The sequence below is a fragment of the Streptomyces sp. NPDC052020 genome, from assembly GCF_040680575.1.
GTDB lineage: Bacteria > Actinomycetota > Actinomycetes > Streptomycetales > Streptomycetaceae > Streptomyces.
Map to the genome: position 1 here is coordinate 14587 of NZ_JBFAWY010000019.1, position 14012 is coordinate 28598.

General features: G+C 73.3%; 12 protein-coding genes. 2 read left to right on the plus strand and 10 right to left on the minus strand.

Going from position 1 to position 14012, the window contains the following annotated elements:
* Positions 1–130 precede the first annotated feature (130 nt).
* The 10 genes from AB0L74_RS20500 to AB0L74_RS20545 are packed head-to-tail and all read right to left on the minus strand — an operon-like array spanning position 131 to position 10712.
* Positions 131–1654, minus strand: a complete 1524-nt coding sequence (locus tag AB0L74_RS20500) for an NADH-quinone oxidoreductase subunit N (protein WP_365653970.1) — start codon at positions 1652–1654, stop codon at positions 131–133.
* A complete protein-coding gene (locus AB0L74_RS20505; RefSeq protein WP_365653972.1) occupies positions 1651–3225 on the minus strand; it encodes an NADH-quinone oxidoreductase subunit M in 1575 nt (524 codons plus the stop codon). The genes AB0L74_RS20500 and AB0L74_RS20505 overlap by 4 nt, the downstream gene beginning before the upstream one ends.
* A gap of 6 nt (positions 3226–3231) precedes the next feature.
* Positions 3232–5226, minus strand: a complete 1995-nt coding sequence (locus AB0L74_RS20510) for an NADH-quinone oxidoreductase subunit L (RefSeq protein WP_365653975.1) — start codon at positions 5224–5226, stop codon at positions 3232–3234.
* Complete coding sequence (gene nuoK, locus AB0L74_RS20515) at positions 5223–5612, minus strand: NADH-quinone oxidoreductase subunit NuoK (RefSeq protein WP_365653978.1); 390 nt, start codon at positions 5610–5612, stop codon at positions 5223–5225. The genes AB0L74_RS20510 and nuoK overlap by 4 nt, the downstream gene beginning before the upstream one ends.
* A complete protein-coding gene (locus AB0L74_RS20520; RefSeq protein WP_365653980.1) occupies positions 5612–6472 on the minus strand; it encodes an NADH-quinone oxidoreductase subunit J in 861 nt (286 codons plus the stop codon). Before AB0L74_RS20520 ends, nuoK begins: the two co-directional genes overlap by 1 nt.
* A complete protein-coding gene (locus AB0L74_RS20525; protein WP_365653983.1) occupies positions 6469–7185 on the minus strand; it encodes an NADH-quinone oxidoreductase subunit I in 717 nt (238 codons plus the stop codon). Before AB0L74_RS20525 ends, AB0L74_RS20520 begins: the two co-directional genes overlap by 4 nt.
* 2 nt (positions 7186–7187) lie before the next feature.
* On the minus strand, positions 7188–8156 hold the full coding sequence (locus AB0L74_RS20530; RefSeq protein WP_365653986.1) for a complex I subunit 1 family protein: 969 nt from the start codon (positions 8154–8156) through the stop codon (positions 7188–7190).
* Positions 8153–9601, minus strand: coding sequence for an NADH-quinone oxidoreductase subunit C (locus AB0L74_RS20535; RefSeq protein ID WP_365653988.1), 1449 nt, complete (start codon positions 9599–9601; stop codon positions 8153–8155). Before AB0L74_RS20535 ends, AB0L74_RS20530 begins: the two co-directional genes overlap by 4 nt.
* Positions 9598–10314, minus strand: a complete 717-nt coding sequence (locus tag AB0L74_RS20540) for an NADH-quinone oxidoreductase subunit B family protein (RefSeq protein WP_365653991.1) — start codon at positions 10312–10314, stop codon at positions 9598–9600. The genes AB0L74_RS20535 and AB0L74_RS20540 overlap by 4 nt, the downstream gene beginning before the upstream one ends.
* Positions 10305–10712 carry an NADH-quinone oxidoreductase subunit A gene (locus AB0L74_RS20545; protein WP_365653994.1) on the minus strand — a complete coding sequence of 136 codons (408 nt, stop codon included), beginning with the start codon at positions 10710–10712 and terminating at the stop codon, positions 10305–10307. The genes AB0L74_RS20540 and AB0L74_RS20545 overlap by 10 nt, the downstream gene beginning before the upstream one ends.
* Before the next feature lie 187 nt (positions 10713–10899).
* Between AB0L74_RS20545 and AB0L74_RS20550 the strand changes: the two genes are divergently transcribed.
* Positions 10900–12261, plus strand: a complete 1362-nt coding sequence (locus AB0L74_RS20550) for a sensor domain-containing protein (RefSeq protein ID WP_365653996.1) — start codon at positions 10900–10902, stop codon at positions 12259–12261.
* Positions 12262–12564: 303 nt separating this feature from the next.
* Positions 12565–13926, plus strand: a complete 1362-nt coding sequence (locus AB0L74_RS20555) for a sensor domain-containing protein (RefSeq protein ID WP_365653999.1) — start codon at positions 12565–12567, stop codon at positions 13924–13926.
* The last annotated feature ends 86 nt before the right edge of the window (positions 13927–14012 follow it).

Consider the following 14012-nt stretch of genomic DNA (forward strand, 5'->3'; position numbering starts at 1 on the left):
TGCGGCGCGCGCGTGGGCGTCGGGTGCCCCACCCGCGCGTGCCGCACGCGTCCCGGTGCTCCGCGCAGCCGGCGGGCGGCGGGAAGCCCGGGGTGTTGGCAGGGACCGGTACGGGGAGGGGGGAGCGGGCTCAGAACAGCCCGGTGCCGGCGAAGCGCAGGACCAGCTGAGGGGCTCCCGACAGGGCGACGGCGAGGACCCCGGTGACGGTGATCGCGGCCGTGAGCGGGGCGGGGAGGCGGTGCTTGACCGACTCCCCCTCGGGGGCGCGGAACAGCAGGGCCGTCCACTGGAGGTAGTAGAACAGCGCGACGACGACGTTGACGGCCATCACCACGGCGAGCCAGCCCAGGCCCGCGTCGACGGCCGCGGAGAAGACGGTGACCTTGGCGAACAGGCCGATGATGCCCGGCGGCAGTCCGGCGAGGCAGAGCAGGAAGAACGCCAGGAGCAGCGCCGTCAGGGGGTTGGTCGCGTACAGGCCGCGGTAGTCGGAGACGCGGTTGAGGGAGCGGGTACGGCCCACCAGGGCGGCCACCGCGAAGGCGCCGAGGTTCACGGCCGCGTACATCAGGGCGTAGGCGACGGTGGAGCCGGCCGACCGCTCGGCGTCGTCGGAGTAGGCGGCCGCGGCGATCGGCACCAGGAGGTAGCCGGCCTGGCCGACCGACGACCACGCGAGGAGGCGTACCGCGCTGTACGCGCGCGTGGCCTGCTGCCGGAGGGCGCCCGCGTTGCCGAGGGTCATGGTGAGGGCGGCCAGCACGGCGAGCGCCGGGCCCCATACGCCGGCGTACGACGGCAGGGCGACGACCGCGACCAGGATGAGGCCGGAGAAGCCGACCGCCTTGCCGACGACCGACAGGTAGGCGGCGACGGGGAGAGGCGCGCCTACGTAGGTGTCGGGCACCCAGAAGTGGAAGGGGACGGCGGCCGTCTTGAAGGCGAACCCGACGAGGGTGAGGACGACGCCGGTGTGGGCCAGCGTCGTGAGCTGCCCGTCGACGTGCCGCACGCGCCCGGCGATCTCGGTGAGGTAAAGGGTGCCGGTGGAGGCGTACAGGAAGCTGATGCCCATGAGGCTGACCGCGGTGGCGGTGACCGAGGACAGGAAGAACTTCAGGGCCGCTTCCGAGGAGCGCCGGTCGCCGTGTCGCAGACCGACGAGGGCGAACGCGGGGAGGGAGGCGACCTCCAGGGCGACGACGAGGGTCGCGAGGTCGCGGGAGGCGGGCAGGAGGGCGGCACCGGCCGCGGAGGACAGCAGCAGGAACCAGAACTCCCCTTCGGGCAGCCCTCGGTCCGCGTCCCTCAGCGCGGTGACCGACAGCAGGGCGGCCACGAGGGCGCCGCCGAGGACCAGGAACTGGATGACCAGCGTGAACTGGTCCGCAGTGTAGCTGCACGCGTCGGTGTCGCCGGTCAGGCAGAAGGTGGAGCGGTCGCCGTCGAGGAGCGGCAGCAGCATGAGCAGGGACGCGGCGAGGCCGGCGACCGACACCCAGCCGAGGAGCGCCTTGCGGCGTTCGCCGACGAAGAGGTCCGCGACCAGGACGGCGAGGCCGAGGACCGCCGCGATGGTCGGCGGCGCGATGGCGAGCCAGTCGACGGACTGGATCAGCGACGCGGCCAGGGGCTGGACCGGGGAGCTCATCGGGTGCCTCCTGCGAGGAGCTGCTGCACGGCCGGGTCGGTCAGCCCCAGGAGGGCCTTGGGCCACAGCCCGGCGACGACGGTGAGGACGACGAGCGGCGTCCAGGCCGCGAACTCGTAACGGCGTACGTCGGTGAGCCGCGGCGCTCCCTGCGGCACCGTGCCCATGCAGACACGGCGGACCACGGTCAGCAGGTACGCGGCGGTCAGCAGCGTGCCGAACGCGCCGATCGCCGTGAAGGTCAGGAAGGCGGGGCGGCTGAGGCCGGCGTGCGGGTCGAAGGCGCCGAAGAGGGCCAGCATCTCGCCCCAGAAACCGGCCAGGCCCGGCAGGCCGAGCGAGGCGACGGCGCCGAAGGCGAGCAGGGCGCCCAGGCGGGGGGCCCTGCCGTACAGCGCGGCGCCGGTCTCCTCGGCCAGCGTGTCGAGGTCGGTGGTGCCGGTGCGGTCCTTCAGCGCTCCGACCAGGAAGAAGAGCAGGCCGGTGATGAGGCCGTGGGCGATGTTGGCGAACAGGGCGCCGTTGACGCCGGTCGGGGTCATGGTGGCGATGCCGAGCAGGACGAAGCCCATGTGGCCGACGGAGGAGTAGGCGATGAGCCGCTTGAGGTCGCCCTTCGCGCCGCGCCTGGCCAGGGCCAGGCAGGCCAGGGACCCGTAGATGATCCCGACGACCGCGAAGGCGGCGAGGTAGGGCGCGAAGGTGCGCAGGCCGTCCGGGGCGACGGGGAGGAGGATGCGGACGAACCCGTACGTGCCCATCTTCAGCAGGACGCCGGCCAGCAGCACCGAGCCGACGGTCGGGGCGGCGGTGTGGGCATCGGGCAGCCAGCTGTGCAGCGGCCACATCGGGGTCTTCACCGCGAGCCCGATCCCGATCGCGAGAACCGCGATGACCTGCACGGACGTGGTCAGCGATCGGCCGTTGTCAGTGGCGAGTGCCACCATGTCGAACGTGCCTGCCCTGATTCCGATCAGGAGCAGGCCGAGCAGCATGACCACGGAGCCGAGCAGTGTGTACAGGATGAACTTCCAGGCCGCCTCGGCCCGGCCCTCGCCGCCCCAGCGGGCGATGAGGAAGTACATCGGGATCAGGACCATCTCGAAGGCGAGGAAGAACAGCAGCAGGTCGAGGACGGCGAAGGTGGCGAGGGTGCCGGACTCCAGGACGAGCAGCAGGGCGACGAACGCCTTCGGGGACGGGCCCGTGGGCATCTTGAAGTACGAGTAGAGCGCGCAGAGGAAGGTCAGCAGCGCGGTCAGGACCAGGAGGGGGAGGGAGATGCCGTCGATGCCGAGGTGGATCCGCACGTCGAGTGCGGGGATCCAGCTGATGTCCGTGCTCGCCTGCATCCTCGACGGGTGGCCGTGGTCGAAGCCGAGCGCGAGGACGACCGCGGCGAGGAGCACGGCTGCGGTGACGGTGACGCCGTGCCGCAGCACGGCCTGCTCGGGAGACTTCCCCTTCAGCCCGGGCGGGGCGGGCAGGAGAGCGGCGGCGGCACCGAGGAGCGGGCCGGCCACGATGAACGCCAGGAGGAACTGCATCACGGACTCGCTGATATCGATCACGCCTGCTCACGCTCCCGTGGCGACGAGGACGGCGGCGACCGCGAGGACGACGGTGCCGGCGAGCAGCGCGCTCACATAGGTCTGGACGTTGCCGGTCTGGGCCCGGCGGGCGGCGGCGCCGAGCCAGCGCGGCAGGGCTCCCGCCCCGCGTACGTAGGTGTCGACGACCTCCCGGTCGAGGAACCGGACGAGGCTCGCTCCGGCCCGCACCGGGCGGACGAACAGGACCGTGTACACGGCGTCCAGGTGGAAGCCGGCGGCCGCGGGCCGGTGCAGGGGGCCGAGCAGGAGCCGCCCGGGGTCCGCCGGGTCGGGGGCGTGGGCCACGTCACCGTAGGCGGGTGCGTGGCTGGCGATGGCCTCGGCCTCGACCCGGGCGGCGTCGCCCTCCGGGTGGGCGGCGACCGCGCCGAGAGGTACGCGGGCGGCGAGCGCGGTGGTGTGCCGCCAGGTCGCGTAGGTGACGATGCCGCCGACCAGGGCCACGCCCGTGCCGAGCACGGAGGTGGTGAGGGTCGGGGTCAGGTCACGGCCGTCGAACCAGTCGGGCAGCAGGCGGAACGCGAGTCCGCCGAGAGCGAGGGAGGGCACGGCGAGCACCCACAGCACGGCGTTCATGACGATCGGCTGCCTGCCGTGGTCGGGGGCCTCGGCGCCCTGCCCGCGGAAGGCGAGCAGCCACAGCCGCATCGCGTAGGCGGCGGTGAGTAGCGCCGTGAGCAGGCCGGCGAGCAGGACGATCCAGCCGGCGGCGCCGGGGGCGTGCTCGGTGTGGCCGCCGACGACGTGTTCGGCGGCGCCCAGGACGGACTCCTTGGAGAAGAAGCCGCTGAACGGCGGGATCGCGGCGAGCGCCAGCAGCGCCACGGTCATCGTCCAGTAGGCGTCGGGGATCCGGTCGCGCAGGTTCCGCATGCGGGACAGGGCGGCCAGCGAGTTGGTACCGGAGGCGTGGATGATCACGCCGGCCGCGAGGAACAGCAGCGCCTTGAAGGCGCCGTGGGACAGGAGGTGGAAGACGGCGGCCGACCGCTCGCCGACGGCGAGGGCACCGGTCATGTAGCCGAGCTGGCCGATCGTCGAGTAGGCGAGGACCCGTTTGATGTCGTCCTGGGCGAGGGCGGCGAGGGCGGAGCCGGTCATCGTGACGGCGGCCATGACGGCCAGGACCACCATCGCGGCCCGCGAGGCCTCGAAGACCGGGAGGAGCCGGGCGATGAAGTAGACACCGGCGGCGACCATCGTCGCGGCGTGGATCAGCGCGGAGACGGGGGTGGGGCCCGCCATGGCGTCGGGGAGCCAGGTGTGCAGCGGGAACTGTGCCGACTTGCCCGCGACGCCGGCCAGCAGGAGCAGCGCGATCGGCGTCGGGTGGTCGAGTCCACCGCTCGCGACCGCGTCGAGGACCTTGGTGACGCGGAAGGACCCGGCGTCGGTGGCCAGCGCGAACAGTCCGATCAGGAAGGGGACGTCACCGAGCTTGGTCACCAGGAAGGCCTTCAGGGAGGCGGCGCGGGCCTCCGGGGTCTCCCAGTAGTGGCCGACCAGGAAGTACGAGCAGATGCCCATGATCTCCCAGCCGACCAGCAGCACCATCAGGTCGCCGGAGTAGACGACGAGGAGCATCGCGGAGGTGAACAGGGAGACGAGTGCGGCGTAGGAGGGGTAGCGCGGGTCCTCGCGCAGATAGCCCGTGGAGTAGATCTGCACGCAGGTCGCGACCAGGGCGACCAGGACGGCGGTGAGCGCGGCGAAGCCGTCGATGTGCAGGGCGAGCTCGATCGGGACCGAGCCGGTGGGCGTGAGCTCGGTGGCGGCGTCGACGGCCTGGTCGCCGCCCTGGCGTGCGGCGACCAGCGCGGCGAGCACGAGGGACGCGAGCGTCGGCAGCACGGCGAGCGGCCGGACGAACCCGGGGCCGGTGCGGCCCAGGAGGAGACCGGCGGCGGCGCCCAGGAACGGAAGGAGGGGGACGAGGGCGGCGAGGGTGGTGGTGGTCACGCGGTGGCCTCGGCCTTCTCGGCCTCGGCGGCCGTGAGGGCGTCTCGGTCGGGGCCGTCGGTGCCGTGTCCCTCGGCGGTGTCGCGGAGCTTGTCGATGTCCGCGGTGCCGCGGTTGCGGTGGACGGCGAGGACGATCGCCAGGCCGATGCCGATCTCGGCGGCGGCGATGGCGATGGTGAACAGGGTCAGGGCCTGGCCGGAGTGCAGGGTCTCCTCGGCCGCCTTGCTGAGCCAGACGTCGAAAGCGACCAGGTTGAGGTTGACGGCGTTGAGCATCAGCTCGACCGACATCAGCACGAGGATCGCGTTGCGGCGGGCGAGGACGCCGTACAGGCCCGTGCAGAACAGGAGGGCGGACAGGACGGCCGGGTAGGCGAGGTGCATCAGCGGTCACCGCCCTCGGTGCCGGCCGGGGCGTCGGCTCGGGCGTCCGCCTCGCTGGCGGAGCGGGCGTCGGCCTGGGGGCTCGCCTCGTTGTCCGGGCGGGCGTCGGCCTGCCGGGGACGGCCCGGGGTGCCGGGGTCGGCCGCCGGGCCGGCCGTACGTGCGCCGCTCGTCGTCCCGGCCGGGCGGGTCGTGCCGGCCGGGTTCGGGGCGTCGCCGCGTCCTGCGGCGTGGTGGGCGGTGGTGCCGGTCGCGTCCGCCTTGGCCTTCCGCGACAGGACGATCGCGCCGACCAGGGCGGCGAGGAGGAGGACGGAGAGGGCCTCGAAGGGGAGGACCCAGTTCTGGAAGAGGCTGGCGCCGGTGGCCCGCGTGGAGCCGGCGGCCGGGCCGTCCAGGTCGATCCAGGTCGTCCGGAAGGCGTCGACGACGACCCAGACCAGGGCCGCCGCGGCGGCGACGGCCACGGTGAGCGCGGCCCAGCGGTTGCCGGAATCGGCGTCCGGCGACCGGCCGATCGGCGCCCTGGTGAGCATCAGCCCGAACAGGAGGAGGACGACGACGGAACCGACATAGATGAGGACCTGCACCCAGGCGATGAACTCGGCGGTGAGCAGCAGGTACTCGACGGCGAGGCCGCCGAGGGCCACCACGAGCCACAGCGCGGCGTGCACGAGCTGCCGGGTCGTGACGGTGACGATCGCGGCGCCGAAGGTCACCAGGCCGACGAGGAGGAAGGCGATCTCCACACCGGTCGGCGAGAGGAAGCCGTGGGTCTGGGCGGCCAGGGTCGTGCCACGGCCGGTGAGCCCGCTGCTCACGGTGGCGATGAGGCCGCCGGCGGTTGCGGCGAGGGTCATTCCCGGCCCTCCTGCCTCGGCTGGTCCGTCTGCTGCCGGGACTCCCCCATCGGCCGGGTGGGCCGCTCGGCGGCGCGTGCCTGTTCGTCGGCGTGCGGCTCGGCCGGGGATCCGGGTCGCACGGCCGTCTCGGTGGCCTCGGTGACCTCGGTGGCCTCGGTCTGCCGCTGGGCGGCGAGCTTGTCGGCGGTCTTGCGGGCGGCGGCGAGTTCCTTCGGCTCCTCGGCACCGGGGTCGAGGGCGGGCGGGGCCGGGACCGTCCACATCCACTCGCGGAGCTTGTCGCGCTCGTGGGTGAGATCGCGGATGTCGGTCTCGGCGTACTCGAACTCGGGGGACCAGAACAACGCGTCGAAAGGACAGACCTCGATGCAGATACCGCAGTACATGCACAGGGAGAAGTCGATCGCGAAACGGTCGAGGACGTTGCGGCTGCGCTCACGGCCGCCGGGGGCGGCCGCGGGGATCGTCTCCTTGTGGGAGTCGATGTAGATACACCAGTCCGGGCACTCGCGGGCGCACAGCATGCAGACCGTGCAGTTCTCCTCGAACAGCCCGATGACGCCACGGCTGCGGGGCGGCAGGTCGGGCTGGACGTCCGGGTACTGCTCGGTGACGGTCTTCTTCGTCATCGTGCGCAGGGTGACGGCCAGGCCCTTGGCGAGGCCGCTGCCAGGGATGCGGGACCGGGTGGGCGGGACAGGCTCGGCCATGGCTACTGGATCACCACCTTGACGACGCCGGTGAGGGCGATCTGGGCGAGGGCGAGGGGGACGAGAAGCGTCCAGGAGAGCTTCTGGAGCTGGTCCTCCCGCAGGCGGGGATAGGTCACGCGCAGCCAGATCACGATGAAGGCGAGGACGGCCGTCTTCAGCAGGGTCCACACCCAGCCCAGGCCGTCGGCACCCCAGGGGCCGTGCCAGCCGCCCAGGAAGAGGACAGTGGTCAGGCCGCACAGGACGACGATCCCGGCGTACTCGGCGAGGAGGAACAGCGCGAAGCGCAGGCCGGTGTACTCGGTGTAGGCGCCGAAGATGATCTCCGAGTCGGCGACGGGCATGTCGAACGGGGGCCGTTGCAGCTCGGCGAGACCGGCGACGAAGAAGACGATCGCGCCGACGATCTGCCAGGGCAGCCACCACCACGCGAAGGCGTCCAGGATGCCCGGCAGGGAGACCGTGCCCGCCGCCATCGCGACGGAGGCGGCGGCGAGCAGCATCGGGAGTTCGTAGGCGAGGAGCTGGGCGGCGGTGCGCAGGCCGCCGAGGAGGGAGAACTTGTTGGCGGAGGCCCAGCCGGCCATGAGCGAGCCGAGGACACCGACGCCCATGACGGCGAGGACGAAGAAGATGCCCGCGTCGACGACCTGGCCGACGGCGCCCTCACCGGGCCCGATGGGGATGGCGAGCAGGACCAGGAGGTACGGCAGGAGGGCCACCGCGGGGGCCAGCTGGAAGATACGGCGGTCCGCGCCCGCGGGGACCACGTCCTCCTTCTGCGCGAACTTCACGCCGTCCGCGACGAGCTGGGCCCAGCCGTGGAAGCCGCCGGCGTACATCGGCCCGAGGCGGCCCTGCATATGGGCCATCACCTTGTGCTCGGTCTGGCCGACCACCAGGGGGAGCACCAGGAAGGCGACGAAGACGGCGAGGAGGCGCAGGGTGACGTCGAGCGCGTCGGTCACTGCGGGCCTCCTTCTCGGGTGTCTTCCGGGTGTTTGTCTTCCGGGCGTTCCGGGGCTGTGGGTCGTTTCGGATCGGACGGCTGATCGACTGCGCCGGGGCCTCCCGGCTCCGCGGGGCGCTGGGTCTCGCCAGGGCGCGGGGGCTCCGTGGGCCGCCCGTTGCCGGTCGCCGCGGGCTGCTGCGGCTGCTCCGGGGCGGGCGCGGGGGCGCCGGATCCGCCCTGCGGGCGGGGGACGCCCGTCTGGTCCGGCGTGCCCTGCTGGTCCGGCGTGCGCTGCCGGCCCTGCGTGCCCTGCTGGTCCGGCGTGCGCTGCGGAGCCGGCTCGGTTCCCGGTTCCTCGAAGGCGGGGCGGGCGTGGTGCCACGGGGCGTCCGGGCTGCGCGGAGTCGTGCGGGGGGCGGCTGCCCGGGGCTTCGCGGCGGGTCCCTCGGTGCGTGAGGACGCCGTTTCCTCCGGAGCCGGAGCCGGAGCCGCAGCCGGGGCCGGGGCCGGGGCCGGGGCCGGGGCGTTCCCCGTCACGTCACCCGGAGCGGCCTCGCCGCGAGCTTCGTCACCGGGCGCCGGGGCGCCGGACGACGCGGCCCGCTGGCTCGCGGACCCCTCGGACGCGCTGCGGGCACGCCGGGGGCCGGCCGGGCCTCCCGGCGCTTCGGCCGCCCGCTGGGACGCCGATCCCTCACTCGCGCTGCGCGCGCGGCGGGGCGCCGGTGCCGGGGCGGTCTCCTCGGTGGCGGCGGCGGGGGACGCCTGGCTCGCGGAGCCCTGCGCGGCCGTACGGGTGCGGCGTACCGGGCGGTCGCCCGCCGCACCCGCCGCGCGGGCGGGAGCCCCCGTGCGGCCGGCACCCCTGGCGGGCCGGGCCGGCGCGGGCGGCAGCTGCCCCTTCAAGGGACCCCATTCGTTCGGGTCGGGGACACCGGGGGGCAGCATCTGACGGCGCCGCGGGCCACCGTGGTCGGACTCGCCGGGCTCCTTCGCCCCGGGCCATGCCTTGGCGACCCGCGCCGCCAGGACGAAGTCCTTGCGCAACGGGTGGCCCTCGAAGCCCTCCGGGAGAAGCAGGTGGTCCAGTGCCGGGTGGCCTTCGAAGACGACGCCGAACATCTCGTGGGTCTCGCGCTCGTGCCAGGCCGCGCCCGCGTACACCCCGACCGCGGTGGGCAGGACCGGGGACTCGTGCGGGACCGTGGTGCGCAGCAGCAGCCGCCGCACCGGCGACAGGGCCGCGACGTGGGCCACGACGCGGAAGCCCGTGCCCGGTTCGTCGACCGCGCTCAGCCAGTCGAAGTAGGTGCAGCCCAGCCGGTCGCGCGCGGTCTCCAGGGCGGCGGTCCAGGCCGTGGGCGGTACGTCCACCGTGAGGACGTCGTACGTCTCCTCGGCCGTGGCCCGCGCGCCGAAGAGTTCCTCGACGTCCGCGGGCAGCCAGCCGGCCGTGGTCATCGCTCCTCCTCGGCAGCCGGACGGGAGATCGGACCGGAGGCCGGACCGGAAGCGGGGCCGGAGGTGGGTCCGGAGGCGGAGGCGGACGGCGCGGCGGTGGCCGTGCCGGGTGCCGGGCCGGACACCGCGCCCGGGGCGGGCGGCTGCACCAGGCCGCTTCGCAGGGCGGCCGCCGACGGCCGGGGGGACGAGCCGTACCGCTCCCCCAGCGACTCCCGCGCGATCTTCTCCTGGAGTTTCAGGATGCCTTGGAGCAGCGCCTCCGGACGGGGCGGGCAGCCCGGCACGTAGACGTCCACGGGAATGATCTGGTCGACGCCCTTCGTCACGGAGTAGGAGTCCCAGTACGGACCGCCGCAGTTGGAGCAGGCACCGAAGGAGATGACGTACTTCGGCTCCGGCATCTGCTCGTACAGGCGCTTCACGGCGGGGGCCATCTTGTCCGTGACCGTGCCGGAGACCACCATGAGGTCGGCCTGGCGGGGGCCCGGCGCGAACGGGATGACGCCGAGGCGGATGAAGTCGTGGCGGGCCATCGACGCGGCGATGAACTCGATCGCGCAGCAGGCCAGGCCGAAGTTGAAGACCCACAGCGAGTAGCGGCGGCCCCAGTTGAGGATCACCTTCATCGGCTCGGGGGCCAGCCGGGCGAGCGTGCCCAGCCGCTTCGGCTCGGGCAGCGGCACGGGGGCGGGGGTCGGGGTCACGTCCATGCCAGGACGCCCTTCTTGTATGCGTACAGCAGGCCCACGGCCAGGAAGCCGAGGAAGATGAACATCTCCACGAGGGTGGCCGCGCCGTAACCGGGGTCGGCGAAGACGGTCGCCCACGGGAACAGGAAGATCGAGTCGACCGCGAAGATGACGTACAGGAACGCGTAGACGTAGTAGCGGACCTGGGTGTGGGCCCAGCCCTCGCCGACGGGGTCGACGCCGCACTCGTACGTCAGCAGTTTCTCGGGGGTGGGGACCACCGGCCGCAGCAGGCGCGCCGCCGAGAAGGCCACGGCGACGAAGAGCACGCCCACCACGGCGAGCAGTCCGACCACCGAGTAGGACTGGAAGTAGTCCGCCGCGACGACGGTCGTGTCGACGACGGTCGGTGTCCGCACGTCCTTCCCTCGCTCCCTGTCCTGAACGCTGCTGTTCGACGATCTGTACGCATGGGAGTCTAGGCGTTGCTAAAGAACCCGTAAGCAGCCTGTCGCACCTTGGGGCCCGCGGGGTGGGGTTTTCCTCAGGGGATCTGGGCGGTCCACCTCATGGCGCGGTGCCCCGGCACGCGGCACGCTGACCCGTATGACCGAACGCCTCTCGCCCTCGGACCTCGCGGGGGAAGACTCCCCGGGCCGTACGCGGCAAGCCGTCCCCGGCGCTGCCGGGCAAGCCGTCGCCACCCGCACCGGGGAAGTACCCGCAGGTGGTACGGGGAAAGCCGCTGCGGGCCGGAGAAAGCGGACGGGCACGGCCCGCCCGGGCCGGGGACGTGCGCCGGACGCGGACGGCGCTCGCCTGCCGCCGGCCCGGTTCGCCTACGACCGGCACACCTGGAAAGAGATCGCCCACCTTCTGTCGAACCTTCCGGTTGCGCTGTTCGGGTTCACCTATGTGGTGACGGTGCTGTCCGCCGGTATCGCGCTGACGGTCACGGTGATCGGTATCCCCTTGGTGGCGGCCGGGCTGCTGGGCGCGCGCCGGCTGGGCAGGCTGGAGCGGGCACGGGCCAGGGCGCTGCTCGGCGTGCGGGTGGACGAGCCGAGCCGGCTGCCGCTGCGCGGCGCCGGCGGATTCCTCCCACGGCTGTGGATGGCCCTGAAGGACCCGGTGGGCTGGCGCACGGTCCTGTACGACGTCATACGGCTGCCCTGGGGTGTCCTCACCTTCGCCGCCACGCTGACCTCGCTGTTCGTGCTGTGGCCGGTGCTGCCGTTCATCGCCCGGGGCCTGGCCAACGCGGACCGGGCGATGGTGCGGGGGCTGCTGTCGCCCTCCGACGAACTGGAGCGGCGCATCTCCGAGCTGGAGGCCGGCCGGGGAACCGTGGTCGACACGGCCGCGGCGGATCTTCGGCGCATCGAGCGGGACCTGCACGACGGTGCGCAGGCCCGCCTGGTCAACCTGGCCATGGGGCTGGGCCTGGCCAAGGAGAAGCTGCTGGAGGACCCCGACTCGGCGGCGGCCATGGTCGAGGAGGCGCACGGCGAGGTGAAGCTCGCCCTCCAGGAACTGCGGGACCTGGCCCGGGGCATCCACCCCGCCGTCCTGACCGACCGCGGCCTGGACGCGGCCCTGTCCTCGGTCGCCTCGCGGTGCACCGTGCCGGTCAGGGTGACGGTGGACCTGGCAGAGCGGCCGGCGGCGGCCATCGAGGGCATCGCCTACTTCACCGTCTCCGAGCTGCTCCAGAACGTCAGCAAGCACAGCGGGGCGCGGTCCGCCTCGGTCGAGGTCTGGCGCGCGGAGGACCGGCTGCTCATACAGGTGTCGGACGACGGTCGCGGGGGCGCGCGCCTCGACGGCGGTACGGGGATGAGGGGGCTCGCCGACCGGCTGGGCGCCGTGGACGGCCTGTTCGTCGTGGATTCGCCGGAGGGCGGCCCGACCACGGTCACGGCCGAGCTGCCGTGGCGGGACCGCGCTGAGGCCTCCGGCCGCGAGTAGGGGGACGGCCCCGTCCGGCCCGGACGCGCTCCGGTACCGCCGGACGGGCTCCGGTACCGCCGCACACGTTCCGGTACCGACGGACGCACGCCGGTACCGCCAGACGAGCTCCGGTACCGCCGGACCTCTCCGGTATCCGCCGCACATCCCTCCGCCCTCCCCTCCCCCATCTCCCCTCACTGCGAGGGTGGGGAAAACCCCCGGCCCGAGACGCCGATGGGCTCCATGGTCCGGGCGGCCCGGAAGCCGCAGGGTGGAAGCACGACAGCGCAGGAGCAGGACGAGGAGAGAAGGACGACGCCGATGGCCACGGAGTACGGACGAGGCTACGGGCTCGGGGACGGACCCGGCCCGCACGGGAGGGCCGGGGAGCGGCGGCACCGGCTTCCGGCGGGACTGCGGGCGCCGTTCGAGGCCCGCAGCCTGCGGGAGCTCGGTTATGTGCTGCTGGGCCTGCCGGTCGGCATCCTGCTCTTCACGTACGCGGTCACGATGGTGTCGCTGGGGGCGGGCCTGCTGGTGACGTTCCTGGGGGTCCCGGTGCTGGCGGCCGCGCTCGCCGGGTGCCGGGGCTTCGGGACACTGGAGCGGACGCGGGCGCGAGGGCTGCTCGGCCTGCGGGTGGCGGACCCCGAGCCGCTGCGGATGAAGAAGAACGGCGCGATGGCGTGGATGGGGGCCGTGCTCAAGAGCGGCACCTCCTGGCGGGCCTTGCTCTACGCGCTGCTGCACTTCCCGTGGGCGGTGTTCTCGTTCGCCGTCGCCGTGACGGTCTGGACGTGGGGCTGGGCGATGCTGACGTATCCGCTGTGGTTCTGGGTCTTCCCCCTGTACGCCGGGCAGGGCGGCTTGCAGTTGTACGGCGACGAGACACACCAGGTCTACCTGGACAATCCGTTCGAGATCACCGTGACCGCGCTGGTGGGCCTGTTGTTCGCGCTGGCCGCGCCGTGGATCGTGCGGGCGCTGACCATGGTGGACCGGGTGCTGGTGCACGGTCTGCTCGGGCCGTCGCGGCTGGTGAAGCGGGTGGTGGAACTGGAGTCGGATCGCGGGGCCGTGGTCGACACCGCCGCGGCCGATCTGCGGCGCATCGAGCGGGACCTGCACGACGGCGCGCAGGCCCGCCTGGTCAACCTCGCCATGGACCTGGGGCTGGCGAAGGAGAAGCTCAAGGAGGATCCGCGAGCGGCGGCGCGGATGGTGGACGAGGCGCACGGCGAGGTGAAGACCGCGTTGCGGGAACTGCGGGACCTGGCCCGGGGCATCCACCCCGCCGTCCTGACCGACCGCGGCCTGGACGCGGCCCTGTCCTCGGTCGCCTCCCGGTGCACCGTGCCGGTACGGGTCGAGGTGGACCTGACGGAGCGACCGGCTCCGGCCATCGAGGGCATCGCGTACTTCACGGTGTCGGAGCTGCTGCAAAACGTCAGCAAGCACGCGCGGGCCACCTCGGCGGCCGTCGAGGTGTGGCGGGTGGAGAACCGGCTGATGTTGCAGGTCGTGGACGACGGCGTGGGCGGCGCCGACATATCCGCCGGGTCGGGGCTGGCCGGGCTGGCGGAACGGCTCGACGCGGTCGACGGCATCCTCGTGGTGGACTCGCCGGCCGGCGGACCCACGCGGGTGACGGCGGAGCTGCCGTGGCGGTCGGCACACCCGTGATGAGGCGCCGTCGCCGTCGGCATCCGCACTCCGTAGACGCGGGGGCGTGACCCGCCCGGCCCCCGCGTCCCGTAGTCGGCACCCCG